The following is a 25169-nucleotide window of genomic DNA, read 5'->3' as shown; positions in this document are numbered from 1 at the left end:
GAGGTTTCTCTTTTTTTAAGATTTTTTTAAAGAAATGAGGTATAATAAATCATAATTAAAGGAGAGTATCATGTCTAACTATCGTAGAACTTCAAAACCAAAAACAGAACACATCAAAAAGGGATTTACTGTCTTTCAAAAAACGATTGCTACTATCGGTAGTATTCTTGGTCTAATCACCGCTACTATTACCATCATGAACGCCATGGACAATAACAAAAACAACAAAAAAGAACCGACGACAACCCAAACAACTGTTGTCAAGGAAATTCAAAAGGAATCCCCTCAGGAAAATACTACACCTAACAGGGACAACACTTCTACTAAAGAAAATACCACGCAAGAAGAAACTTCTCAATCCAATAAAAAAGAGGAGAAAAAAGAAGAGCAGAAAACAACAACTCAGGACTCTTCTACACCTGCTACAAATAAAGAAACAAGCGATAATGGAACACAGTCAAATACGACGACTTCTGAAACTAAAACGAACCAGTAATCACCAAAATAGCTTCTTTCCAAATTTGGAAAGAAGCTATTTTTTTATTGTTGTAATACTTTTCGTGGTTTGGTTCCTTCAGCTGGACCGATGACACCTGCCATTTCGAGTTCTTCCATCAGGCGAGTCGCACGGTTAAATCCAACAGACAAACGACGCTGAATCATAGAAGCACTAGCTTTCTGTGTCTCGATAACCAAAGCCTTGGCTTCCTCAAAGAGCGGATCGCCACCAGCTTCACTATCAGAGAAATCTCCTTCATTTTCAGGGACGTCTCCTGGGTCAAAGCTATCATCGTAGTCCGCATCCGCCTGAGCCTTGATGAAATTTACAATGCGTTCAACATCATCATCTGAGATAAAGGATCCTTGTAGACGGACTGGGTGATTTTCATCAATTGGTTTAAAGAGCATATCTCCTCGACCGAGCAGTTTTTCAGCTCCATTTTCATCCAAGATGGTTCGCGAATCTGTACCTGATGAAACTGCAAAAGCCACACGAGATGGGACATTGGCCTTGATAAGACCAGAGATAACATCAACCGATGGACGTTGCGTTGCGAGAATCATGTGAATCCCTGCAGCACGCGCCTTCTGTCCGAGACGAATGATGGCATCTTCCACTTCCTTGCTAGCCACCATCATGAGGTCTGCCAACTCGTCCACAATGACAACAATCAAAGGCAGCGGTACTTGTTTGTACTCAGATTGGCTATTATATTCCTCGACCTTGGCATTGTAACCAGCGATATTTCGTACTCCAACCTTAGCAAAGAGTTCGTAACGATTTTCCATCTCATCCACAACCTTTTGCAGAGCCTTGCTGGCCTTGCGTGGATTGGTCACAACTGGAATCAAGAGGTGAGGAATGTCATTGTAAACCGATAACTCAACCATCTTTGGATCCACCATCATAAACTTGACCTGGTCGGGTCTTGCTTTCATCAGAATGCTAGCGATAATACCGTTAACTGCGACTGACTTCCCTGATCCCGTCGAACCTGCAACGAGTAGGTGGGGCATCTTGGAAAGGTCAAAGGTTCGAGCTGTTCCATTGACAGCCTTACCTAGAGGAATTTCGAGGAGATTTTCTGGTTTAGTCTGAGACTGTTCCCAGAGTTCACGGAAGGAAACGGTCGCAATTTCAGAGTTAGGAACCTCAATTCCGACTAAGGATTTACCAGGGATTGGAGCCTCAATCCGAACATCCTTGGCCGCAAGAGCCAGCGCTAAGTCGTCTGCCAGATTGGAAATACGGTTAACCCGTACACCAACTGCTGGCTTGACTTCATACTTGGTTACTGATGGGCCGATTTCAGCCCGTTCCACCGTCACCTTGATACCAAAGCTGGCAAAGGTTTCTTCTAGGATTTTGATATTTTCTCGAACAATCTTCTTTTCCTTGGACTGATCTTTGGGTTTATCTGGCGCAAAGAGTTGCAAGCTTGGTAGCTTGTATTCAAGGGCTTCCTTAGCAGAAAAATCAACCTGTACCTCTTCATCCTCAAAGTCTTCTTCCACATCAGGAACGTCAAAATCAGTTTTAGGGAGGATAATCTCCGGTTCGATCCATTCTTCCTCAGGAATTGGGGGGAAATCGTAGTCCGGTACCTCTGATAAGATTTCTCCCGTTTCAGGATCTACAGGAGGAAGCGGTAATGCATCCTGTTCTTCTTGTTCTCTCTGAATTCTGGCTGCTTCTTCAGCTTCTTGACGAGCCTTCTCTTCTTCTCTCTTGATGAAGCGTTCCTGTTTTCTCTGTTCCTGTTTTTCCATGAAGGATCTGAACTGAGCTCCAATAAAGGCTGCAACATCATAAATAGACCAAGGACTAACTAAGAGTGCCCCAACTAGAATTAAGAGAACTCCAATAAAGTACGATCCGATATTGGAGAAAAGAAAAGATATGGGGATATAGAGTCCAACACCAAGCAAGCCTCCACCAGCGAAGCTAGTCACTCGCATACCAGTCAAGTCCGTCATAACTTGAGACAGGGTCCCTTTTAGAACTGACTGCTCCAAGCCATATTTCCAAACCAAGTAGGCCTCAAAAATCAAGAGCAAGCCAGCGAAGATACAAAGAAATCCTGACAGAAGCCCCTCTTGCTTGCGGATCCATTTAAATAAAAAAAGATAAATGAGTAGGGCACCAATGGCCACATAGGCCAAACTTCCGACCACCAGTCGAATGAGATTATAAAGGGTGATACCCGCCGCACCAAGCTTGAGGGCTGCAATAATCAACAATAAAGCAATCCCTAAGGAAATCAACATCCTCTGAATAGCTTGTTTTCTTTCAAGTTCTGCTTTAGACGGTCTCCGTCTTGTTTTTGTAGTATTCTTGTTTGCCATTCTTCTATTATACCATATTTCACAGCCATTTCGAATAGAGAAAAAGATTGCACCAAATGGTAACAATCTTTCTATTCTAATCCATTTTATGCTTGTGGCTTGCGTAGGTAACCATAAACCACACCACTTACGATTGCACCAACCAAGACAAAGGCAAGGTAGAGAAGGGCATTTGAAGTAAGAGCGATGACGAAGATTCCTCCGTGTGGCGCCATGAGTTTGATTCCTGCAAGACCAACGAGTCCGCCCGCTACTGCAGAACCAAGGATGAAGCTTGGAATCGCACGAGCTGGGTCAGCGGCACCAAATGGAATCGCTCCCTCAGTGATAAATGACAAGCCCATGATGATGTTTGTCAAACCAGAGTTGCGTTCTTCTTTGGTAAATTTATTTTTGAAAAGAAGGGTTGCGACAAAGATAGCAAGTGGTGGAACCATTCCGCCAGCCATAACTGCTGCCATTGCTACAGAACCACCTGAAGAAACAGTCGCTGCAAGCGTACCAGTACCAAAGACATAAGCCGCTTTATTAACTGGCCCACCCATATCAACAGCCATCATGCCTCCAAGAACGATACCAAGAAAAACAGCTGAACCTCCTCCAAGACCACCTAGGAAGTCATTCATAGCAGTGTTGATTGCTGCCATTGGAATATTGACAGCCAACATAACAAATCCTGTCAAGATTGTTCCGAAAAGCGGTAGGATAAGGATAGATTTAGCACCTTCAAGTGAACGAGGAACTTTAACGTATTTCTTGATAGCAAGAACCAAGGCACCTGCGATAAATCCACCAACAAGGGCACCTAGGAAACCAGATGAGACACCTGCAAGAGTTGAAGTTGCTTCACCACCTGCTGCATAAGGAATTTTACCAAAGGCAAAACCTTCTTTGGCAATAGCACCAGCCACAAAACCAGCTACCAAACCAGGTTTTTCAGCGATAGAGTAGGCTACGTAGCCTGCAAAGACTGGAAGCATCAAGCCAAAGGCTGCTCCACCAATTTTCATGAACATTGAAGCTAGTTCATGGTAGGATCCGAGATTGCCAAGACTATCTTGTGGCACACCAAAAGCTCCGTCGATTAAGAAGGCGAGGGCAATCATGATACCACCACCAATAACGAATGGCAACATTTGAGATACACCACTCATCAAGTGTTTGTAGAAAGCACCACCAAGGCTTTGTTTTTCATTAGATGCTGTTGCAGCTTTTGCTCCATTAACAGCACGATAAACTTCAGCATCTCCTGAAAGAGCCAAGTTGATCAATTCTTCTGTCTTACGGATACCGTCTGCAACTGGACGATTAACCAATGGTTTGCCATCGAAACGATCCATCTCAACAGCCTTGTCCGCAGCGATAATAACAGCTTTAGCCTTGCGGATGTCTTCCGCAGTCAATTGGTTCCCAACACCGCTAGCACCATTGGTTTCAACCTTGATCCCAACACCCATTTCAGCAGCCACTTTTTGAAGGGCTTCTTGGGCCATGTAAGTGTGGGCAATACCTGTCGTACAAGCTGTAACAGCTACGATAAAGTCGCCAGAGTCATTGGCAGGTGCTTGAACAGGTTCCTCAGCTTTTTCTGAAGCTTGGTCAAAGAGTTCGATAACTTGATCTGCCGATGTTACTTGACGAAGTTTGTCTGCAAAACCGTCTTTCATTAAGTATTGAGACAATTCTGCCAAGGCTGCTAAGTGAGTATCATTGGCACCTTCTGGAGCTGCAATCATGAAGAAGAGGTCTGTTGGTTGCCCATCCAAACTTTCATAGTCAACACCCTTGTTTGACTTTGCAAAGAGAACCGTTGCTTCTTTGACAGCAGAGTTTTTGCTGTGAGGCATAGCAATTCCGTCACCCAAGCCAGTGGAAGTGAGAGCTTCACGCGCTAAGATTCCTTCTTTAAAGGTTTCAAAATCCGTCACGTAACCGTGATCTACCAAACTTTTAATCATCTCTTCGATAACAGCTGTTTTTTCAGTTGCCTGCAAATCCAGCAACATGACATCTTTTCTCAATAGGTCTTGAATTTTCATCGTTTTTCTACCTCAACTTTTTCATATGTTTCTTTAATAAATTCCGCCGTTGCCAAGTCATCCGAGAAGGTAGTTGCTGTTCCACAAGCTACTCCCCATTTGAAGGCTTCTACTGCATCTTTAGATTTGACAAATTCACCGGTAAATCCAGCGACCATAGAGTCGCCAGCTCCCACTGAATTTTTGACTGTTCCCTTGATAGGTTTTGCGAAGTAAGCTCCCTCAGATGTGACAAGAAGAGCACCGTCCCCAGCCATAGAGATGATGACGTTTTGAGCTCCCTTGGCCAGTAACTGACGAGCATAGTTCTCGATTTCATCTAAACTTTCGAGTTTCACTCCAAAGATAGCTCCAAGTTCGTGATTGTTTGGTTTAACCAAAAGTGGATGGTAGTCTAAACTATCAATCAAGGTCTGTCCTTCAAAGTCACAAACAACTTGAGCACCAGTCTGGCGTGTCAAGGCAATCAAATCTTTATAGATAACATTGCCTAGGTTCTTAGCACTCGAACCTGCAAACACAACCGTATCATCTGCTGTCAGACTAGACAAAATAGCTTTCAATTCTTCTAACTGAGCCGGTTCCACATTTGGACCAGTCCCGTTGATTTCTGTTTCTTGGTCTGCTTTAATCTTGACATTGATGCGAGTATCTTCTGCTACTTGGACAAAACGAGTTTCGATTTCTTCCTCTGTAAGGGTATCTGTGATAAATTTACCAGTAAAACCTCCGATAAATCCAGTCGCAGTATTTGGAATACCCAAGCGCTTCAAAACACGGCTGACATTGATTCCTTTCCCACCAGCAAACTTATCATCACTGTCCATACGATTGACACTGCCGACTTGAACTTGCTCCAAGCGCACAATATAATCTATGGATGGATTAAGTGTGACTGTATAAATCATACTTCTATTACCTCCGTTTTCTTCTTAATAGCCTGCAAGAGCTCATGCCCTTGACTTGTGATGACAATAGCGCGTTTAAGTGGTGCTACTTTGGCAAAGCAAGTTTGACCAATCTTTGACGAATCCACCAAGACATAGGTTTGTTTGGCATTCTCTAAAATAGCACGCTTAACGGCTCCCTCCTCCATATCAGGAGTCGTATAATAACCATCGTCCACACCATTCATCCCGATAAAGGCACGGTCAAAGTGCAATTGATTGATTTGGTTAAGAGCAACACCACCGATACATGCATCTGTTGCCATTTTGACACTTCCTCCAACCATGACAGTTGGAATCTGTTTTTCAACCAACTGAACCGCATGGTGAATGGAGTTGGTCACGACTGTGATATTCTTATTAACCAATTCCTTGATTAAAAAAGCAGTTGTCGTTCCAGCATCGATAAAGATAACATCTTGTTCCTTAATAAGAGAGGCTGCTTTCTGAGCCAGTAGCTTCTTCTCTTGAAGGTTTTTGACAGATTTTTCTTGGATGGTTTCTTCTTCCTGCAAGGAGTGGGGCAATTCTGCTCCACCATGTACACGGCGAAGCTTGTTTTCCGCCTCCAACTCGTCCAAATCTCTTCGTACTGTCGATTCTGATGTTTCTAATAGACTAACCAATTTTTCTAGGGAAACTACATGATGTTGATTTAACTCCTCTAAAATCAGTTGCTTCCGCTCAGTTTTTAACACCAAATCACCTCCTGTTATCGTTTACACTATTCATTCTAGCACATTCTCTACCAAAGTCAAGCATTTTTTGTCATTTTCTGTCAAATTCTATCATTTTTCTTATTTCCAAAATTTTTATTGCAAGATAAGTGGCTTTATGGTAGACTATTTGAGTAAGTATTGGAAGATTACTCAAGAGGCTTAAGAGGCCGTGTTGGAAACGCGGTAGGCGTGTAACAGCGTGCGTGGGTTCGAATCCCATGTCTTCCGTAGAAAAAAGAAAAACTGCACCTCAATGCAGTTTTTTTATCGTTCTAAGAACAATATATAGGAATGAAAGGCTGAGTTACTCTAACTATCACACCACATTTTTGTATCCTAATTCATAAAAAAACAAGTAGTTTATTAAGACTACTTGTTTTTCTTTTAAATCTTAGGATTAGATATTGCTTTTATCTTTCTTATCTGAAGATTTGTCTGTTGATTTATCAGTGGATTTGTTTGAAGATTTATCTGAAGACTTGTCTGTTGATTTATCATTAGACTTAGTTGAGTTTTTACGGACAATTTTATCATAACCTTCTGTATCATCAAGCAACTCTGTCGCCAAAGTACGGTAATCTTCTTGAGAAATCAGCCAGTTTCCATCCTTATCCTTTGTTAATTTGATTTCAGTATCAAAATCACCAGTAGTGAAAGGTGTATGAGCTAAGTTAGGGTCAACGTCACTGTAGGTTGAGAAATCTTTCTTGAATAGATGCTCAAAAATCCAGTAAGAAACCAATGTTTGGTAACGCTTGATGTCAACGTTTGAACCAGCTTGATTGTATTTACCTAGGTTATCAACACCTCCAATAAGAGTAGTGAGAACTTCCCTTGTAGATGAAGCCAATCCTTTAGAGTGTAACTTCTTAGAGTTGAAAGTAACAGTTGCTGTATTTCCTGATTCATCAACCTTCACATCTTTAACAGTGTAAGAACCGATATCTTGATATAATCTACGTCTCATCTTCAAGAAACCTGAAATGGTTTCTTCTGGAGTTTCTACAGGGAAATCTTTGTGCCATTGTACTGAGTATGTAGATGCAGGTGAAAGCCCTTCTTCTTTGATTTTTTCACTTGTTTGCACTGCAAAAATGGCCTCAGTCCATTTTTCATAGGTTTCACCATAAATTTTCTTGAATCGTGCAGAGTCGCTAGTGAGAACAGAGTCTAGGAGAATTTCAGCATCTTTTGTGACTTTCTCTTTAACTTCCGCTGCTTCATCCTTCTTCTCAACTTGTTCCGTTTTCTCTTTGTCATCAGAAGAAGCTTCAGATGACTGATTAGACAATGCAGAACATGCACCCAAGACAACTGTTGAGAGTGCTAAGATACTTAGTAACTTAATCTTTTTCATGTTTCACCTCTTTATGAAAAATTTACTCTTGGAGACCACCTCCAAGGATAGTTGTTTAGAAAAACACTGGGTTCATCTAACGGAGAATGGGGGATTCGAACCCCCGCGCCAGTTACCCGACCTAACGATTTAGCAAACCGTCCTCTTCAGCCTCTTGAGTAATTCTCCACTAACACACTAAAGTAATTGGATACAATTTGGAAAAAATCTACTGTATACCTGTTCATAATGGAGCCGGTGGGAGTCGAACCCACGTCCAAACACCTGCTAACATATTCGTCTACAACCATAGGTTATGTATTGTTTTAACAGTCCCTCGACACATAACTCAAGCCTAGGAACTGCGAGTCTATTAATCTCTTATCAAACCACTAGACAAGGCTTGATCGTATCTCGCTAATCATAAGACCTGTCATTGAACACGAGCAATCCAAATCAGGTCACGCCTGCTGGTTTTTAGGCAGCTAGAGCGTAAGAAGTGTTATTTTTTGCAGTTATATTTAACTGAGCGTTTACGTCGCCACACGGGTTGCAAAATATGCCTCATAATGCCTGTCGAATCCGTAACGACCCCAGGATGTTAGAACTATTATAACCTATCTTCAAAAAAAATGCAAAATCAAGCCAATTCTTTAGAACAGATACGTTTTCAAAGCATCTGATAATGCTTGATAACCGGCTACACTTAGATGGAGGCCATCCGTTGTATAGGCTGATTGAAGTTGCCCTTCTGAATCTGCCAAACTATCATAAATCGGCACAAAATCTACCTGCATATAGGCGGATGCTAGAGCCTCATAGGCTTGATTCCATTCTCTAATCTTTTCATTGGTTCGGATATAAACTGTCTGCTTGTATTCTTCTCCCTCATTGACTGGCAAAATGGAAAGGAGCTTTATTTGTGACAGCGGATAATCTCGGGCAATCGATTGGATTACACGCTCAAGATTATCCAAAGCATCATTCATGGGAATATCTTTTCCAATATCATTTGTTCCTATTAGGAGAACAATTTGATCGACAGCATCACCATAAAGATGGGCATCCAAATTCTCTAATAACAATCTCGTCTGGTAACCTCGGATGCCACGATTAACAATCGTCTTGGTAGTCCCGAGTAACTCTTGCAAAGGGTAGTATTCTACAATCGAATCGCCGATAAAAATCATATCTGGTTCTAGAACAGATACTTGATTCAATTCACGATACTTGGTTTGAATTTTTTCCTGCTCCTTTAAGAGCCAATTCTCTAATAACTGTACTGCCACCCTATCCCTCTTTCTCTAACCAATTCTCTAGAACTTGATAAACGCCCGCCTGGCTGTTAGCTGGAGCTAGGGCAGTTGCAACTGCCTTGGCCTCATCATCAGCATTTTCCATAGCATAGGCGATTCCAGCCATCTCCAACATCTCAACATCATTTTCGCTATCACCAAAAGCCATAATTTGTTCTGATGTCAAATCCCAGCGCTTGAGTAATTCTTCCAATCCCCAAGCCTTGTGAACCCCAGCCTGCAGGATATCGATACAGCCATAACCGCTAGAAACAGCCCTTACACGACCATCAAAGAGGTCATTGATTTCCTGCAAAACTGAACTAGAACGTTCTTCACCAACGACCATGCTCATCTTTAGAACTCCTCCAAAGAGGTCTGAGTTTAGCTCATCCACAAAATTTGTCCTTTGGTAAAGTTTTTCAATCATCTCTGGAGTCATAAATTTTTCCAGGTCTGTAAAAACCGTTCCTTCCTTGACAAAACTCCCATTCATACTGGTAACGACGAACTGATCTCGACACTCCCTCCCTTTAAAATGAACTAAAGCCTTGTCAACCATAGCATCATCCCAGGTCTGCGCTTGAATCAGTTTATTGTTTTCAAAAATACGCGCCCCATTGGCAACGACTAGAACTACTCTACTCGCCAAGTGTTCTAGTAATTGCCTCATACGGTGAACTTCATTCCCTGTCGCAATGACAAAACGGATATCCCTTTGATCCAGCTGATCTAAAATCTTTTCCAAGCGGGGCAGATCCAGCTGCCCCCTCTGGTCTAGCAAGGTTCCATCCATGTCTGTTGCAATCAATTTAATCGTCATCATATCTCCTTTAGGGTGAGCACCTACCACTTCAACCCTACATGTTCATTCATTTCTTTATAGGCCGTGTCAATTCGTTCCTTGGTCGCCTCGTCCAACTTGTCACGATGACTGCCTCCCTCGATGAAGTCCTCTAGGATATAGGTCTGATAGAGGAAAAGCGGATAGCCTTCTGGAGAGTAAATCCCTTTGGGTGTTCGATTGACCCAAGTAGGATGCGCTTTGGCAGCTTCAATCCTTGTCTTTCCATCTTTTTTCTTAATGGTCACATCCATGAGAACACCGCGCTCCGTCCACTTGGCATTTTCCTCATCTTGCATGGTTTCAATGCGTTGATTTGAGAGGAAATTCCCCATGGAATAGATGATCAGTTTTTTGTCACCATCTTTTTCAACCGTTTCAGCAGGTTCAACGACATGAGGATGCCCTCCAAAGATAATATCTGCTCCCCAGTCAATCATCTTATGGTACAGTGTTTTCTGTTCTTCCGTTGGTTCTAGCTGGTACTCAATTCCCATCTGAGGCATGATGACAGTAATATCCGCCTCCTTCTCTGCACGCTCGATTTCTGCCTTCATCTTATCTTCATTCAAATCAGAAAGATAGCGATTATAGTCCTCTTGAGAGATATACTGCTCAATGCCATTAAAACCGTAAGAATAGGCTAGGAGAGCTACCTTGATACCATTGACTTCCTTTATGACTATAGGGGCTTGGTCTCGGGATTCATGCGTGTAGACTCCGATGGGTGTCATTCCAGCCTTTTCAATAGCTTGAGCCGTTGAAACCACTCCCTCAATTTGAGAATCCAAAATATGATTATGAGCCAAGTCTAGAACTTGGTAGCCTGCATCCTTGATCGCATCCATGACTTCTCCTGGTGCATTAAAGAGAGGATAACCTGCCAAATAGTGGTCCTTGTTCACCGTTCCTTCAAAGTCACCAATCACCAAATCCGCTTGTTTGAGCCAGGGTTTTACATACTCAAAATTTTCATGGAAATCATAGGTCCCATCTTCTTTAAGAGCTGTTCGGTAGATAGGGATATGATAAAGAAGGTCACCATTTGCCATGATACGTGCCGTTGTTTCACCAGACTGATCTTCCTTGGATTGACCAGATGTACTAGCAGAATCAAGAGTTTGGCTACCAGGGCTTGTTCCCTTACTACCTTGTACTGCTAGAACTAATAAGTTTCCCCCCATGGATAAGGCAACTGCAAGCAATAACACAATAATAAACTGGGCATTGGTCCAGGATTTATAATTCTGAAAGAAATCCACACTAGTTCTCCACATCCCATAAAGAGAGCCCTGAGACCATCTATCTTGTCGCTTTTCCATCTTTATTCCCCCTTGTCTTTTGGTGCAAGTCTTTTCTTTTATTATACCACAGACAAAAGAGGAATACCGTTTATTATATTATTTTTTAGGAACTTCTGCGACTTTCTTTCTCGCCTATTTTGTGTTATCATGTAGAGGTAATGAAAGGAGAGAAAATGTCTGCAATAGAACGTATTACAAAAGCTGCTCACTTAATTGATATGAACGATATTATCCGCGAGGGGAATCCGACACTTCGCGCAGTTGCTGAGGAAGTTACTTTCCCACTGTCTGACCAGGAAATCATCCTTGGTGAAAAGATGATGCAATTCCTCAAACATTCCCAAGATCCTGTTATGGCTGAAAAGATGGGACTCCGCGGTGGAGTTGGATTGGCCGCTCCCCAGCTGGATATCTCAAAACGCATTATCGCCGTTTTGGTCCCAAATATTGTAGAAGAAGGTGAAACTCCTCAGGAAGCCTACGATTTGCAAGCTGTTATGTACAATCCAAAAATTGTCTCTCACTCTGTTCAGGACGCTGCTCTTGGCGAAGGAGAAGGTTGCCTTTCTGTTGACCGAAACGTTCCAGGCTATGTTGTCCGTCATGCCCGTGTCACTGTTGATTACTTTGACAAGGATGGCGAAAAACACCGAATCAAGCTCAAAGGTTACAACTCTATCGTTGTCCAACATGAAATTGATCATCTAAACGGAATCATGTTTTACGATCGTATCAATGAAAAAGATCCATTTGCTGTTAAAGATGGTTTACTGATTCTGGAATAAAGAAAATCCCGTTGCAAGACGGGGTTTTGTGTTATAATAGATGCATGAAAACAAATGATATTGTCTATGGCGTCCATGCCGTTACTGAAGCCCTCCTTGCAAACACTGGAAATAAACTTTACCTCCAAGAAGATCTTCGAGGTAAGAATGTTGAGAAAGTCAAGGAACTGGCTACAGAAAAGAAGGTATCCATTTCTTGGACTTCAAAAAAATCCCTCTCTGAGATGACTGAAGGCGCTGTCCACCAAGGTTTTGTTCTACGAGTGTCCGAATTTGCCTATAGCGATCTGGATCACATCCTTTCCAAAACACGACAAGAAGAAAATCCTTTGCTATTGATTCTGGACGGGTTAACTGACCCCCATAATTTAGGTTCTATCTTAAGGACTGCTGATGCGACCAATGTTTCAGGTGTCATTATTCCCAAGCACCGTGCTGTCGGAGTGACTCCTGTCGTTGCCAAAACGGCCACAGGTGCTATTGAGCATGTACCGATTGCCCGAGTGACCAACCTCAGTCAAACCCTAGACAAACTCAAGGCTGAAGGCTTCTGGACCTTTGGAACGGATATGAACGGTACCCCTTGCCACAAGTGGAATACAAAAGGGAAAATCGCCCTCATCATCGGAAATGAAGGAAAAGGCATCTCCAGCAACATCAAAAAACAGGTCGATGAAATGATTACTATTCCCATGAATGGGCATGTTCAAAGTCTCAATGCCAGTGTCGCTGCAGCCATTCTCATGTACGAAGTTTTCCGAAACCGACTATAAAAAAAGTTTCCAATCACTTGATTGGAAACTTTTTTCTTAACTATGTTCTGTAATAAATTTGTAGGCTTCTTGACCAGCGATAGCCCCATCTCCAACTGCTGTTGTTACTTGGCGAAGGTCTTTCTGGCGAACATCCCCAACCGCAAAGATACCGTCAACTCCAGTTTTCATGTGGTTATCTGTCACAATCCAGCCTGCCTGGTCTTGAATATTCAATTCTTTAACAAAATCGCTAACAGGATCCAAACCAACATAGATAAAGACACCACCGAAGGCTTGCTCTGTCACTTGACCCGTTTTTACATTTTCAAATACGACAGATTCTACTCGGTTTTCACCTTTGATTTCCTTGACAACAGAATCCCAGATAAAGTTGACTTTCTCATTTGCAAAAGCACGGTCTTGCAAAACCTTTTGGGCACGAAGTTCATCTCGACGGTGAACAATAGTGACGGACTTGGCAAAGCGAGTCAAGAAGAGAGCTTCTTCTACCGCTGAATCTCCACCACCAACTACGAGCAAGTCTTGATCACGGAAGAAAGCTCCATCACAGACCGCACAGTAAGAAACACCTCGACTGTTCAGTTCTTCTTCTCCGGTAACTCCCAAAAGACGGTGTTTAGAACCAGTTGCTACAATGACAGTACGGGTTTCGTAAACTTGATCATCAGTGATTACCTTCTTAAAGTCACCCTTGTCTTCAATGTTTTCAACATAGCCATAAAGATGCTCCACTCCAAGGTTTTCAAGTGGTTCAAACATCTTTTCAGCCAATTCAGGTCCACTGATATTAGCATAACCTGGATAGTTTTCAATATCAGATGTGTTATTCATTTGCCCTCCTGGCAGACCACCTTCAATCAAAGCCACTTTCAGATTGCTTCGAGCAGCATATAAGGCAGCGGTCATTCCCGCAGGTCCAGCACCGACAATAATCGTATCGTACATTTCTATTCCTTCTTTCTTGTTGTAACTATCTTTATTCTAACTCATTCTTGCTAGTCACGCAAGGATTATGCCTTGAAAACCAAGAGCAAACTCATGACGGCAAAGGATAATACCGGAACGACCAAAACTCCAATCATAATCATATCATAGAGATGAGCTTGGCGAGCTTTGGCTGTCTTGTCCACACCAGACATGGCTCTCAATCCGATCCAAATCCCCAGAAAAATCACGACAAGGATGGTCGTTAAGATCAAACTCTCGAAATACAAAGAAAATAGATGCAGTAGCATGATCTCTCTCGTTTCTATCTTTTTTAAAGAGTAAACTCAGCTAGTCCAACTAACTGAGTTTTCCTTTTTCTATTATATCAAATATAAGTCCGTTTGTAACTAGCGAAGAATTCTTTTGTTCGTTCTTCTTTCGGATGATTGATGATTTCATCCGGTGTACCAGACTCGATGATTTTCCCTTTATCTAGGAATAGAACCTTGTCTGCCACTTGGGCTACAAAAGACATATCGTGACTGACCAAAATCATGGTCTGACCTGACTTGGCAGCATCTGCAATAGACTTTTCTACTTCACCGACCAATTCTGGGTCGAGTGCCGACGTTGGTTCGTCCAAGAGCAAGACATCTGGTTTCATAGCAAGCGCACGCGCGAGGGCAACCCGTTGCTTTTGTCCACCTGATAAGTGGCGAGGGTAATGGTTTTCACGGTCAGAAAGACCAACCTTGGCCAACTCTTCCTTGGCGATTTTTGTTGCTTCCTCGTCCGATAATTTTTTAACGACAACCAAACCTTCCCTGACATTGTCAAGAGCTGTTCGGCGTTCAAACAAATTAAACTGTTGGAAAACCATAGACAACTTGCGACGAAGGGTTAGGATCTCTTCTTGGCTAATCTTAGAAAAATCAACTTTAAAATTGTCAATCTGAATCGTTCCACTATCTGGAGTTTCAAGGTAATTCAAACTACGAAGAAAGGTTGATTTCCCAGCTCCAGATGAACCAATCAAAGCCACTACCTCACCTTTTTGAATATCCAAGTTCAGATGATTCAAGACTGTCTGTCCTGAAAAGGATTTGCTTAAATTCGAAATCTTAATCATTAACGAAGGTCTCCTTTCACATCTGTAGATACTGTATCCGGCGCTGAGATAGCCATTTTTCTCTCGATGAAACGGCCGAGGCTTTCAATTCCGATATTGACCACCCAGTAAACGAGAGCAACAGAGATAAAGCGCTCAAAATAGCGGTAATCTGCTCCACCTAAAATCTGAGCTTGGGCAAAGACCTCCACAACACCTGCGCTAAAGGCTAGAGAAGTTCCCTTGGTCAAACCGATAAGGGAATTAATCAAAGTCGGTGTCGCTACCACCGCTGCATTTGGAATAATCACGCGACGGTATACTTGCGCACGAGTCATCCCCAGACTGCGTGCCGCCTCAATTTCACCTGGATTAACAGAAAGGATGGCCGCACGAATCGTTTCACTTGCATAAGCCGCCTCATTAAAAGCAAAGGCCACAATCGCAAAAAGCGCTGCTGGAATCGCATTGATATTGAGACCAGTTCCCCATTGTTGGTTGATAGCTTTCAGTGCTAAAGGAATTCCGTAGTAGGTCAACATAAGTTGAACTAGGATTGGGGTACCTTTTAAGAAGCTGACGAAAAAGGCCTGCAAGGGATATAAAATCCTAACACGATTGATCTTAACAATGGCAAAAATCAGGGCAAGTAGCAAACCAAAGAGTGCACCTCCAAGCGTCAACATCAAGGTTGTAGGCAGTTGTTGGACAATCCTTGGAATTCCATCAAAGACCGAACGCAAACTAAAGAGCTTACCATCCGGAATGAATTGCATCAAACTTTGGTACCAATCTGATGCTAAAAATGTTGTAACAGTCATAAAAACATCCTCTCCTGATAATGATTCATTCTATCATACTTCTGCTCGCAAGCAAATTATTTGCTACGGGCTGATCAGACTTTGTCTATCTTCTAGTTTATCACACTTTAAAACAGGGAGGCTATATATTTTACCTATCAAGGAGATAAATAAAAACTATCTCAAACCTAAGTTCTCATAGGGTTTTCTATAGCCGATTTGTTTAACAGCACCATTCTCCACCAAAATTGGACGTTTCAATAACATACCATCACTGGCTAGAAGCTTGGCTGCTTCTTGTTTTGACAAACTTCCCACCTTATCTTTCAAGCCCAGTTCGCGGTATTTGATCCCGCTGGTATTGAAAAATTGTTTCACTTCAAAACCGGAAGTTTCCAACCAGTCCAAAATCACGTCTTCACTTGGTGTTTCTTCTACGATGTGGACAGCTTTATAGTTCACACCGAGTTGGTCTAGTTCATTTTTTGCTTTCTTACAAGTTGAACATTTTGGGTATTCGATAAATTCTAACATCTTCTTTTCTTTCTATTTTTTATTTTCTTGAAATGCTGCACCTTCATGTTGCAAGAGCCAGGCTTTCTTTTCGACTCCCGATGCATAGCCTGTCAAACGATTGCCTGACCCCAGCACACGATGACAGGGTACGAGGATGGACCAAGGATTACGCCCCACTGCTCCGCCAATCGCTTGGGCAGAAGCTACTTGCAAGTCTTCCGCTATTTGTCCGTAAGTTACTGTTTGTCCATAAGGAATGGCCTGTAAATAAGCCCAGACCCGCTTTTCAAAATCCGTTCCAATAGGAGCCAAAGGTAAGTAAGATAGGTCCTGAACACTGCCTTCGAAATAGGTATCTAAATAGGAAATAACTTGCTCTAATACAGGATGGCTAGCAACTTCTTCTATCGTTTCATCCCCTAATCCCCTCTCAAAATGGGTTTGGTCCTGTACCCAAATTCCATACAGATATTGCTCGTCAGCAACTAAGGATAAGGTTCCAATTGGCGACGGGTAGAGCATTTTTGTGTACTTATTCTGCTTCATTTTTTTAATTTCTGATAGGCCAAACGTTCCCCATCAACTGGAACTTTACCAACCTGTTGGAAGCCTAGCTTTTCAAAGATATGCTGCATGACCTTGTTTTCTGCATGCGTATCTGAACGAAAATCTAGATAATCAAAACCTTCAATCAAGCCTTCTAGGAAAGTCTGAGCAACACCTTGTCCTTGGACATCTGCTGCCACAGCGATACGGTGCAAGACCAGATATTCTGATTCTCCCCCCTGCCAACTTCCTTCATAAATGGCTTCATAGGCTTTCTCTGGACTCTTGGTCACAGCAGCATAGGCTAGTAGTTCTCCTTCTTCCAAGGCCACATAGGCTTGACCTGAGATGATATCATCGATAATGATGTCGGCATTTGGATAGCCATTTTGCCACTGGTCGCTACCAGACTTGGCTAAGCACTTTTTAGCATCCTCCATCACCTGCATAATGGCATCTACTTCGTTTGGAAAAGCTAAACGAATCTCCATCTTTTCCCCTCATTTCTAACTAGTTTCTCTCATCATAGCATAATTTAAAACTTTCTACAAGCAGTTGAAACTTGACTTTTGTTTTTTATTATTTTATAATCTAGTTATTAAAACTAGATAAAAAGGAGTTGGAAATGAATTCTAACTTTTCCTACCCAAAATGGGAAGACATTCCGAACATTGACCTCTATCTGGATCAGGTTTTGCTTTATGTCAATCAAGTCTGTGCCCCTATCTCTCCAGATAAGGACAAGGGGCTAACAGCATCCATGGTCAATAACTATGTCAAACATGGTTACCTGACAAAGCCAGACAAGAAAAAATACCAACGCAAACAGATTGCCCGTTTGATTGCCATCACTACTCTCAAGTCTGTCTTTTCAATCCAAGAAATCGCTCAGACCCTCAATACTCTGCAAACTCAATCGAGCTCAGACCAGCTCTACGACGCTTTTGTAGACTACATGAACCATGGGATTGATCCAAAAAACCCTATTATCCAAACCAGCTGTCAAACGGTTAAACTCTATCATCAAACTCTAGACTTAATCCTTATCAAAGAAGAGGAGGAAATCCAATGAATACCAGTCTAAAACTCAGTAAAAAGCTCAGTTTTGGAGAGGAAATTGCTAATAGTGTGACCCATGCTGTGGGTGCCGTTATCATGCTCATCCTACTCCCTATTTCATCCACCTATAGTTATGAAGCACACGGGTTTTTATCATCCTTTGGCGTCTCTATTTTTGTTATCAGTCTCTTTCTCATGTTCCTCTCGTCAACCATTTACCACTCTATGGCCTATGGTTCGACCCACAAATACGTCTTGCGAATCATCGACCATTCTATGATTTACGTGGCTATCGCAGGCTCTTATACGCCGGTCGTATTGACTTTGATGAATAACTGGTTTGGCTATCTGATTATTGCCATTCAGTGGGGAACGACCATCTTTGGCATCCTCTATAAAATCTTTGCTAAAAAGGTCAATGAGAAATTCAGCCTTGCCCTTTACCTGATCATGGGCTGGTTGGTTCTGGCTATCATTCCTGCCATTATCAGTCAAACAACGCCAATTTTCTGGAGTCTTATGGTAACTGGTGGACTCTGTTATACAGTTGGAGCTGGATTTTACGCTAAGAAAAAACCTTATTTCCACATGATTTGGCATCTCTTTATCCTAGCGGCATCTGCACTCCAATACATCGCCATTGTTTATTACATGTAAAAAAGTTGAGAATCTTTTCTCAACTTTTTTCTTTACACATATTGATAAAATACTGGTGCAAGCGAGCATCATCTGTCAATTCTGGATGAAAAGAAGTTACCAGCATATTTTTTTCTTGGGCTGCAACGATTTGATCATCAACTGTTGCTAAAACTTCCACACCCTCTCCAACACTGCTGATAATCGGACCACGGATAAAGGTCATGAAAATCTGACCGACTCCCTTACATTCTGCCTCTGTATAAAAACTTCCTAGTTGCCGCCCATAGGCATTGCGCTCAGCTACTATGTCCATAGTCGCTAGATGACTTTCTTCCTGAGAAGTGATTTCCTTAGCCAGCAAAATCAAGCCTGCGCAAGTACCAAAAACTGGAAGGCCAGATAAAATAGCTTCTCGGATGGGAAGCAACATCTGTTGGTCACGCAAGAGCTTGCCCATGGTTGTAGACTCACCGCCAGGTAATATCAAACCCACCAAGTCACTCTGATGCTGTTGAAAATCGTCTAAATTTCTGATTTCAACACTAACAACACCTAACTTTTCTAGCACTTTAGCATGTTCTTCAAAGGCACCCTGCAGGGCTAATATTCCGATTTTCATCTATTTTCCTCGCTCTGCCATAAGAATTTTGATTTCATTCTCATTGATACCAACCATGGCTTCCCCTAGATCTTCAGAGATTTGAGCTAGAATTTGAGGATTTTTGTAGTTGGTTACGGCCTTAACAATAGCACTTGCTCGTTTAACAGGATCTCCTGACTTGAAAATACCTGAACCAACAAAAACACCCTCTGCCCCCAGTTGCATCATCAGCGCAGCATCTGCTGGCGTTGCCACACCTCCAGCTGCGAAGTTTACAACTGGCAATTTTCCATGTTCATGAACGTATTGGACCAATTCAACAGGAACCTGGAGTTCTTTTGCTGCGACATAGAGTTCATCTTCGCGTAGATTTTGAATACGGCGTATTTCTTGATTCATCATGCGCATATGACGAACGGCTTGAACGATGTCTCCTGTACCCGGTTCTCCTTTTGTCCGAATCATGGAAGCTCCTTCAGCGATACGACGCAAGGCTTCACCCAAGTCCTTAGCTCCACAGACAAAAGGAACTTGGAATTCCTTCTTGTCCACATGGAAACGGTCGTCTGCTGGAGACAGCACTTCACTCTCATCGATATAGTCAATCTCAATAGCCTCTAAAATCTGAGCTTCAACAAAATGCCCAATTCTAACCTTGGCCATCACTGGAATGCTGACCGCTTCTTGGATTTCCTTAATCATCTTTGGATCACTCATACGGGAAACCCCACCAGCTGCACGAATATCAGCTGGAATTCGCTCCAAGGCCATAACAGCTGCCGCACCAGCAGCCTCTGCGATACGAGCCTGTTCAGGGTTCTGAACGTCCATGATAACCCCACCTTTGAGCATCTGTGCCAAGTTTTTATTTAGTTCATAACGATTTTCAGTCATTTCTTAATCCTCATCATTTGTATTGGTAGCTACCATTTCATTTTAAGCCAGATTAGAATGAAGTACAAGATAGAAAAAGGATAATTGTGTGGGTACAGATTGACACTCAATGAAAATCAAAGAGCAAACTAGGAAGCTAGCCGCAGGTTGCTCAAAGCACTGCTTTGAGGTTGTAGATAGAACTGACGAAGTCAGTAACATATATACGGTAAGGCGAAGCTGACGTGGTTTGAATTTGATTTTCGAAGAGTATAACTAAAAAACTATCTGACCTTAACTTAAGGCCAGATAGCTCAGCTATTGTTATTTTTCAGCTGTAAGTGCAGCCATTGTGATGTAATTGTATGGTTTGTTGAAATGTGGCAAGAAGAATAGGTCTGTCAAAGCCAATTTATCAATGGTTACATGCTCTTGGATAGCAAGTGAGAACATGTGGATTCCCATGCTGATAGCAGAATCGTGTGAAACCATTTGCGCACCAAGGATTTCGCGGCTGTCTTTGTCAAAGACAATCTTGATGGCAACTTCGTGGTTGTCATGTTTGATAAATTCTGGTTTTTGAAGATCGTTAAAGCCAGTTTCAGTTGCATTATAGCCTGCAGCCTTGGCTTTTTCAAGAGTCAAACCAGTCGAAACCATGTGAAGACCGTAGATAGAAATACCGTTTGATCCTTGAACTCCGATTCCTTCCAATTCATGACCACAAGCGTTATAAGCACCAACGATACCAGTACGTACAGCATTAGATGCAAGAGCGATGTAGCTTGTATCTTTACGAGCATTGTCATAAACAGTTGCACAGTCACCAACAGCGTATACACCTGGGATAGATGTTTCTTGTTTCTTATCTACAAGGAAAGCACCGTTACGGAAGAGTTCAATCTTACCGTCAGCAAGAGCTGTGTTTGGACGGAAGCCAACAGCAAGAACCACCATATCCACATCAAATGTTTCTTTGTCTGTTACCAAGCGTTCAACTTTTCCATCACCTTGGATGGCTTTAACTGTTTGACCAAGAGCCAAGCGAATGTTGTGGTCTTCCAAGTTCTTCGCCATCATTTGAGTAAAGTCTTTGTCATAGTAGCCGTTCAAGACAGTGTCTACAATATCTACAAGCACTACTTCTTTTCCAAGACGCTCGAAAGCTTCAGCAAGTTCTACACCGATGTAACCACCACCAACAACGGCAATGCGCTCAAGGTGTTTGCTCTTGTCTTCAAGTTTTTCAATAACTTCTTCAGCGTTTTGGTACAATTTAACAAATTGTACATTTTCAAGAGTCGCTTTGAATTCGCGGTTACCCTTAACGATTTCAACACCTTCGATTGGAGGCAAGATTGGAGTTGAACCAGTTGCAAAGATCAATTTATCATAAGACTCTTTGTGTTCTTTACCTTCAACTTCTGCAGTCACAACTTTGTTATCGTAGTCAATTGAAAGAACTGGTGAGTTCATGTAAACTTTAGCACCTTTTGCTTCCAATTTTTCTTTATCAGAGTAGAAGAGACCTTCTGGGCCATCAATTTGTTCCCCGATCCAAAGCGCCATTCCACAACCAAGGAATGAAATATTTGAGTTTTGGTCAAATACTACGATTTCGTTCTCATGTCCGAAGTTGTCCAACATCGTATTAATACAAGCTGTACCAGCGTGGTTAGCACCAACTACAACGATTTTACTCATAGAAAAATTCCTACCTTTAATTTTTGATTTACCTTTCTAGTATATCATTTACTGTTAGCGTTTACAAGATATTTGCTCAGAATTCTCTTTTTTTCAGAAAAAAATACACTTAACATTGATAAATCCAATTTTTCTATCGCTTTCATATTAGTTTTGAGCATATTTCTTGACTTTTTGTCAAAATTCATTTGTGAAAACGCTGACTTTATGATATGCTAGATACATGGAAAGAAAATGTAAGGGGTTTAATTTTTCTTTAACGACCTTATATTGAATGATTTCCTATAAAGAGAAAGGAGCTGGTAGCTTGCCTCTTCATTCACGTTCTGAACGGCTAATGGGAACAACGATTACGATTTCATTAGTAGGTGAACAGGCTGATTGCCTACTTCAAGGAGCCTTTGATTTGCTCAAGGAACTCGAATACCGCTTTAACGCCAACAGTCAAGAATCCGAACTGATGGAAATCAACTACCAAGCTGGAATCGCACCTGTTAAGGTTCATCCTGACCTGTTTGAACTGATTGCTCTTGGACTGGAGCATAGCCTAGCTCCGTCTAGCCATCTAAATATCAGTATTGGTCCCTTGATTCAAACCTGGCGAATCGGATTTGCAGATGCACGGCTTCCAGACTCTAAAGAAATCGAAGCTGTCTTGCCACTAGTTGACCCGCATTTTATCAAGTTGGATCCGACTAGCTCTACTGTCTTTTTAGAGAAGAAAGGAATGAAGCTTGATTTAGGTTGTTTAGCTAAGGGCTATAGTGCAGATAAGGTTGCCCAGTATTTAAAAGCACACGGTGTCACCTCTGCCTTGATCAATCTCGGAGGAAATATCCTCACCATCGGGAATAACCAAGCCAAAGAAGGGAAAGCCTGGCAGATTGGGATTCAAGATCCGCGAAATCCTCGTGGCAATCATCTCCTAACCATTCCTGCTTCTAACAAATCCGTTGTCACTTCAGGTATCTATGAACGCCACCTGACAGTAGATGGAAAAGACTATCACCATATCTTTGATAGTAAGACAGGATTCCCTGTCGAAACCGATCTCGCTAGCCTAACGATTATCTCTGATAAATCCGTTGATGGTGAGATATGGACAACACGCCTTTTCGGAGAGCGAAGCGCTTCTATCCTCTGGCAAGTCGAAAGTATAGATGGTATTGAAGCCATCCTCATCGACAAAGAAGGACGCCTTGCTTGTTCTTCAGGCCTTCAAAATTGTATTATGTAAAAAGAGAAAGGAAATCTCATGCTAAAACTTATTGCCATTGTTGGAACGAACTCTAAACGTTCTACAAACCGCCAATTGCTCCAATACATGCAAAAACACTTTGCTGATAAAGCTGAAATTGAACTCGTTGAAATCAAGGATATCCCTGTTTTCAACAAACCAGCAGATAAGCAACTTCCTGCTGACATTCTTGAAATTGCAGCTAAAATTGAAGCATCCGATGGTGTCATCATCGGTACCCCTGAGTACGACCACTCTATCCCTGCAGTTTTGATGAGCGCTCTTGCTTGGCTATCTTATGGTATCTACCCACTTTTGAACAAACCAATCATGATTACTGGTGCTTCATACGGTACACTTGGTTCATCTCGTGCCCAATTGCAACTTCGTCAAATTTTGAACGCTCCTGAAATTAAGGCAAATGTTCTACCAGATGAATTCTTGCTCTCACACTCTCTTCAAGCATTTAACCCAAGTGGTGACTTGGTTGACCTTGACGTCATCAAGAAATTGGATGCCATCTTTGATGACTTCCGTATCTTCGTGAAGATTACTGAAAAATTGCGCAATGCACAAGAATTGCTTCGCAAAGATGCAGAAGAATTTGACTGGGAAAATTTGTAAGATAGGAGACCGAAAGAATGAAATTTGTTGGACTTGTTGGATCAAACTACGATCAATCATATAACCGCAAACTCTTGGAATTTATCCGTCGCAATTTCAAATTCAAATTTGAATTAGAAGTTCTTGAAATCGACGAAGTTCCAATGTTTAACCAAGACGAAAAATGGGACGAAAGCTTCCAATTGCGTTTCTTGTATAACAAGATTACACGTGCTGATGGTGTCATTATCGCCACTCCTGAGCACAACCACACTATCTCAGCTTCACTCAAATCTGTACTTGAATGGCTTTCATACGAAGTTCATCCATTTGAAAACAAGCCTGTTATGATTGTGGGTGCATCATACTATGACCAAGGAACATCACGTGCCCAAGTTCACCTTCGTAAAATCCTTGATGCTCCAGGTGTCAATGCCTACACGCTTCCAGGTAACGAATTCCTTCTTGGTAAAGCTAAGGAAGCTTTTGATAACAATGGAAACATCACCAACGAAGGAACTGTTAAATTCCTTGAAACTTGCTTAGATAACTTTGTAAAATACGTAGGAGTCGTTTCGAAATTGAAAAAACCAAAACCAATCGAACCAGAAGACTTGGATTGTGGAAAACCAATTGCTACAACCATTACAGAAGTTGATCCTGACGATCCAGAATGGGTAGAAAAAGTTGCAGCAATCACTGGCGCTGTTTCTGGTGATACCTATGTCAAACTGGACCACGGTATCTTGACCGTTAACCAAATCGATATGTTCTTGAAAGCTATGCCATTTGAATTGACATACGCTGACGACAACAACCAATTCCTCTACTACAACAACGCTCACCAAGATCCAGACACCATGTTTGCTAAACGTGTACCACCTCAATCAGGTAGCCGTATGTCAACTGTTCATGGTTCTCTTCCACCAGCACGTATGAAGAACGTAGAGTGGGTTATCGGAACACTTCGCAACGGAAACCAAGAATACGTCCGCACGATCGTTCCAGGTTCTCCTGCAGGTGTCATCAACACCCACAACTACCAAGCGATGTACTATCCTGACGGATCATACGCTGGTATCAATGAAATCGTCTTTAACTTCCAACCATGGCTTGACTGGTACCTACAAGAAACTGGTCAACGTTTGGTAGGTGGTAGTGGCCCATTCGCTCCTGCTGCTGGAGGTCATGGAGACGCAGATGCTACTTCTGGTGCTTCTGATACTCCTGACGGCGGAGGTCATGGAGGCGCTGACGCTACTTCTGGCGCAAGCAACTAAGAAATCAAAAGGAGCCTAGTGGCTCCTTCTTTTTTATTAATAACAAAAAAGGGTTTTGTAGATCATCTACAAACCCCTTTCATTTTATGAGTTAGGATCATCTATACTACGGCCGTGCAAACCTTTTTCACGTTGTACTTGGCGTAGTTTTTCTGGTGTGACGTCATTGCCTTCCTCGTCCACAATTTTGATTCCCTCGATGTGGTGACGAACAGAACGACGATAACCTTCGATGTACTCCTCACGAAGTTTAGCTTGTTCCACTTTTTCAGCAGAAGTTAAGCCTTCTGTTTTTTTCTTTTTGGCAAGCTCGTTAATGCGATCAATTTTTTTAGGATCCATGTTTCTCTCCTTTATGATAAGATTTAATCCGTTTACCAGATT

At 42.1% G+C, this 25169-nt stretch carries 27 protein-coding genes, 2 tRNA genes and 1 other RNA gene; 9 read left to right on the top strand and 21 right to left on the bottom strand.

From position 1 onward, the window contains the following. The first annotated feature begins 70 nt into the window (after positions 1-70). Positions 71-496 (top strand): DUF6556 family protein, encoded by a 426-nt coding sequence (locus GMD5S_RS0202745; RefSeq protein ID WP_000073919.1) that lies wholly within the window; start codon positions 71-73, stop codon positions 494-496. 44 nt (positions 497-540) lie between these two features. Here the strand turns inward: GMD5S_RS0202745 and GMD5S_RS0202740 are convergent, their stop codons facing one another. The 4 genes from GMD5S_RS0202740 to GMD5S_RS0202725 all read right to left on the bottom strand — a co-directional run bounded on the left by GMD5S_RS0202740 (position 541) and on the right by GMD5S_RS0202725 (position 6531). Further along, positions 541-2847: a DNA translocase FtsK gene (locus GMD5S_RS0202740; RefSeq protein ID WP_001284602.1), complete on the bottom strand. Its 2307-nt coding sequence runs from the start codon at positions 2845-2847 to the stop codon at positions 541-543. 86 nt (positions 2848-2933) lie between these two features. Further along, a complete protein-coding gene (locus GMD5S_RS0202735; protein ID WP_000701469.1) occupies positions 2934-4886 on the bottom strand; it encodes a PTS fructose transporter subunit IIABC in 1953 nt (650 codons plus the stop codon). Continuing rightward, entirely contained in the window at positions 4883-5794 is a 912-nt protein-coding gene (gene pfkB / locus GMD5S_RS0202730) for a 1-phosphofructokinase (RefSeq protein WP_000640822.1), read from the bottom strand. The genes GMD5S_RS0202735 and pfkB overlap by 4 nt, the downstream gene beginning before the upstream one ends. Further along, positions 5791-6531: a DeoR/GlpR family DNA-binding transcription regulator gene (locus GMD5S_RS0202725; protein ID WP_000920660.1), complete on the bottom strand. Its 741-nt coding sequence runs from the start codon at positions 6529-6531 to the stop codon at positions 5791-5793. The genes pfkB and GMD5S_RS0202725 overlap by 4 nt, the downstream gene beginning before the upstream one ends. A 161-nt stretch (positions 6532-6692) precedes the next feature. Between GMD5S_RS0202725 and GMD5S_RS0202720 the strand changes: the two genes are divergently transcribed. Continuing rightward, positions 6693-6780 (top strand) — tRNA-Ser (locus tag GMD5S_RS0202720). A gap of 169 nt (positions 6781-6949) precedes the next feature. Here GMD5S_RS0202720 and GMD5S_RS0202715 read toward each other — a convergent pair. From GMD5S_RS0202715 to GMD5S_RS10455, 6 genes are all read right to left on the bottom strand, one after another. Continuing rightward, the gene (locus GMD5S_RS0202715; protein WP_000721417.1) at positions 6950-7909 is read right to left on the bottom strand and encodes a hypothetical protein; all 960 of its coding nucleotides are present in this window, start codon (positions 7907-7909) and stop codon (positions 6950-6952) included. Positions 7910-7989: 80 nt separating this feature from the next. Continuing rightward, positions 7990-8077, bottom strand: a tRNA-Ser gene (locus tag GMD5S_RS0202710). Positions 8078-8135: 58 nt separating this feature from the next. Next, positions 8136-8483, bottom strand: a transfer-messenger RNA (tmRNA) gene (ssrA, locus tag GMD5S_RS10460). A 58-nt stretch (positions 8484-8541) separates the two neighbouring features. Next, complete coding sequence (locus GMD5S_RS0202705; RefSeq protein WP_000290638.1) at positions 8542-9177, bottom strand: SGNH/GDSL hydrolase family protein; 636 nt, start codon at positions 9175-9177, stop codon at positions 8542-8544. 1 nt (position 9178) lies between these two features. Beyond that, a complete protein-coding gene (locus tag GMD5S_RS0202700) occupies positions 9179-10006 on the bottom strand; it encodes a Cof-type HAD-IIB family hydrolase (RefSeq protein ID WP_000152922.1) in 828 nt (275 codons plus the stop codon). A 23-nt stretch (positions 10007-10029) separates the two neighbouring features. Then, entirely contained in the window at positions 10030-11349 is a 1320-nt protein-coding gene (locus GMD5S_RS10455) for a CapA family protein (protein WP_000415553.1), read from the bottom strand. Positions 11350-11504: 155 nt separating this feature from the next. On the opposite strand from GMD5S_RS10455, the gene def reads away from it, so the two are divergent. Continuing rightward, on the top strand, positions 11505-12116 hold the full coding sequence (def, locus tag GMD5S_RS0202690) for a peptide deformylase (RefSeq protein ID WP_001272959.1): 612 nt from the start codon (positions 11505-11507) through the stop codon (positions 12114-12116). A 44-nt stretch (positions 12117-12160) separates the two neighbouring features. Further along, positions 12161-12889, top strand: a complete 729-nt coding sequence (gene rlmB, locus GMD5S_RS0202685; protein ID WP_000855737.1) for a 23S rRNA (guanosine(2251)-2'-O)-methyltransferase RlmB — start codon at positions 12161-12163, stop codon at positions 12887-12889. A 36-nt stretch (positions 12890-12925) separates the two neighbouring features. On the opposite strand, the gene trxB is transcribed toward rlmB, so the two are convergent. From trxB to GMD5S_RS0202650, 7 genes are all read right to left on the bottom strand, one after another. After that, complete coding sequence (trxB, locus tag GMD5S_RS0202680; protein ID WP_000272343.1) at positions 12926-13837, bottom strand: thioredoxin-disulfide reductase; 912 nt, start codon at positions 13835-13837, stop codon at positions 12926-12928. Between the two features lie 65 nt (positions 13838-13902). Next, complete coding sequence (locus GMD5S_RS0202675) at positions 13903-14127, bottom strand: DUF4059 family protein (protein ID WP_000924294.1); 225 nt, start codon at positions 14125-14127, stop codon at positions 13903-13905. A gap of 77 nt (positions 14128-14204) precedes the next feature. Then, positions 14205-14948, bottom strand: coding sequence for an amino acid ABC transporter ATP-binding protein (locus GMD5S_RS0202670; RefSeq protein ID WP_000590995.1), 744 nt, complete (start codon positions 14946-14948; stop codon positions 14205-14207). Beyond that, complete coding sequence (locus GMD5S_RS0202665) at positions 14948-15748, bottom strand: amino acid ABC transporter permease (protein WP_000219156.1); 801 nt, start codon at positions 15746-15748, stop codon at positions 14948-14950. Before GMD5S_RS0202665 ends, GMD5S_RS0202670 begins: the two co-directional genes overlap by 1 nt. A 156-nt stretch (positions 15749-15904) precedes the next feature. Next, positions 15905-16261 carry an arsenate reductase family protein gene (locus GMD5S_RS0202660; protein WP_000889079.1) on the bottom strand — a complete coding sequence of 119 codons (357 nt, stop codon included), beginning with the start codon at positions 16259-16261 and terminating at the stop codon, positions 15905-15907. Between the two features lie 12 nt (positions 16262-16273). Continuing rightward, a complete protein-coding gene (locus tag GMD5S_RS0202655; protein WP_000812481.1) occupies positions 16274-16789 on the bottom strand; it encodes a methylated-DNA--[protein]-cysteine S-methyltransferase in 516 nt (171 codons plus the stop codon). After that, positions 16786-17280 carry a GNAT family N-acetyltransferase gene (locus tag GMD5S_RS0202650; protein WP_000405848.1) on the bottom strand — a complete coding sequence of 165 codons (495 nt, stop codon included), beginning with the start codon at positions 17278-17280 and terminating at the stop codon, positions 16786-16788. Before GMD5S_RS0202650 ends, GMD5S_RS0202655 begins: the two co-directional genes overlap by 4 nt. Positions 17281-17414: 134 nt before the next feature. On the opposite strand from GMD5S_RS0202650, the gene GMD5S_RS0202645 reads away from it, so the two are divergent. Beyond that, positions 17415-17861, top strand: a complete 447-nt coding sequence (locus GMD5S_RS0202645) for a DUF1836 domain-containing protein (protein ID WP_001087580.1) — start codon at positions 17415-17417, stop codon at positions 17859-17861. Further along, positions 17858-18505 (top strand): PAQR family membrane homeostasis protein TrhA, encoded by a 648-nt coding sequence (trhA, locus tag GMD5S_RS0202640; protein ID WP_001097972.1) that lies wholly within the window; start codon positions 17858-17860, stop codon positions 18503-18505. The genes GMD5S_RS0202645 and trhA overlap by 4 nt, the downstream gene beginning before the upstream one ends. Before the next feature lie 19 nt (positions 18506-18524). Here trhA and pdxT read toward each other — a convergent pair whose 3' ends face one another. From pdxT to nox, 3 genes are all read right to left on the bottom strand, one after another. Further along, positions 18525-19106, bottom strand: a complete 582-nt coding sequence (gene pdxT / locus GMD5S_RS0202635; RefSeq protein WP_000689966.1) for a pyridoxal 5'-phosphate synthase glutaminase subunit PdxT — start codon at positions 19104-19106, stop codon at positions 18525-18527. Next, positions 19107-19982, bottom strand: coding sequence for a pyridoxal 5'-phosphate synthase lyase subunit PdxS (gene pdxS / locus GMD5S_RS0202630; RefSeq protein ID WP_000138527.1), 876 nt, complete (start codon positions 19980-19982; stop codon positions 19107-19109). Positions 19983-20285: 303 nt separating this feature from the next. Further along, the gene (gene nox, locus GMD5S_RS0202620) at positions 20286-21665 is read right to left on the bottom strand and encodes a H2O-forming NADH oxidase (RefSeq protein ID WP_000036762.1); all 1380 of its coding nucleotides are present in this window, start codon (positions 21663-21665) and stop codon (positions 20286-20288) included. A 307-nt stretch (positions 21666-21972) separates the two neighbouring features. Between nox and GMD5S_RS0202615 the strand changes: the two genes are divergently transcribed. The 3 genes from GMD5S_RS0202615 to GMD5S_RS0202605 are packed head-to-tail and all read left to right on the top strand — an operon-like array spanning position 21973 to position 24785. Next, positions 21973-22902 carry an FAD:protein FMN transferase gene (locus tag GMD5S_RS0202615; protein ID WP_025171822.1) on the top strand — a complete coding sequence of 310 codons (930 nt, stop codon included), beginning with the start codon at positions 21973-21975 and terminating at the stop codon, positions 22900-22902. A gap of 18 nt (positions 22903-22920) precedes the next feature. Beyond that, positions 22921-23526, top strand: coding sequence for an NADPH-dependent FMN reductase (locus GMD5S_RS0202610; RefSeq protein WP_000915931.1), 606 nt, complete (start codon positions 22921-22923; stop codon positions 23524-23526). Between the two features lie 17 nt (positions 23527-23543). Continuing rightward, positions 23544-24785 carry an NAD(P)H-dependent oxidoreductase gene (locus GMD5S_RS0202605; RefSeq protein ID WP_000673675.1) on the top strand — a complete coding sequence of 414 codons (1242 nt, stop codon included), beginning with the start codon at positions 23544-23546 and terminating at the stop codon, positions 24783-24785. Positions 24786-24869: 84 nt separating this feature from the next. Here GMD5S_RS0202605 and GMD5S_RS0202600 read toward each other — a convergent pair whose 3' ends face one another. Next, positions 24870-25127: a DUF896 family protein gene (locus GMD5S_RS0202600; RefSeq protein WP_000371300.1), complete on the bottom strand. Its 258-nt coding sequence runs from the start codon at positions 25125-25127 to the stop codon at positions 24870-24872. Positions 25128-25169 lie beyond the last annotated feature (42 nt).

The sequence above is a fragment of the Streptococcus sp. GMD5S genome (assembly GCF_000298715.2).
Lineage (GTDB): Bacteria > Bacillota > Bacilli > Lactobacillales > Streptococcaceae > Streptococcus.
Note: the sequence above shows the minus strand (reverse complement) of the source record. Positions and strands in the feature narration are given on the sequence as shown.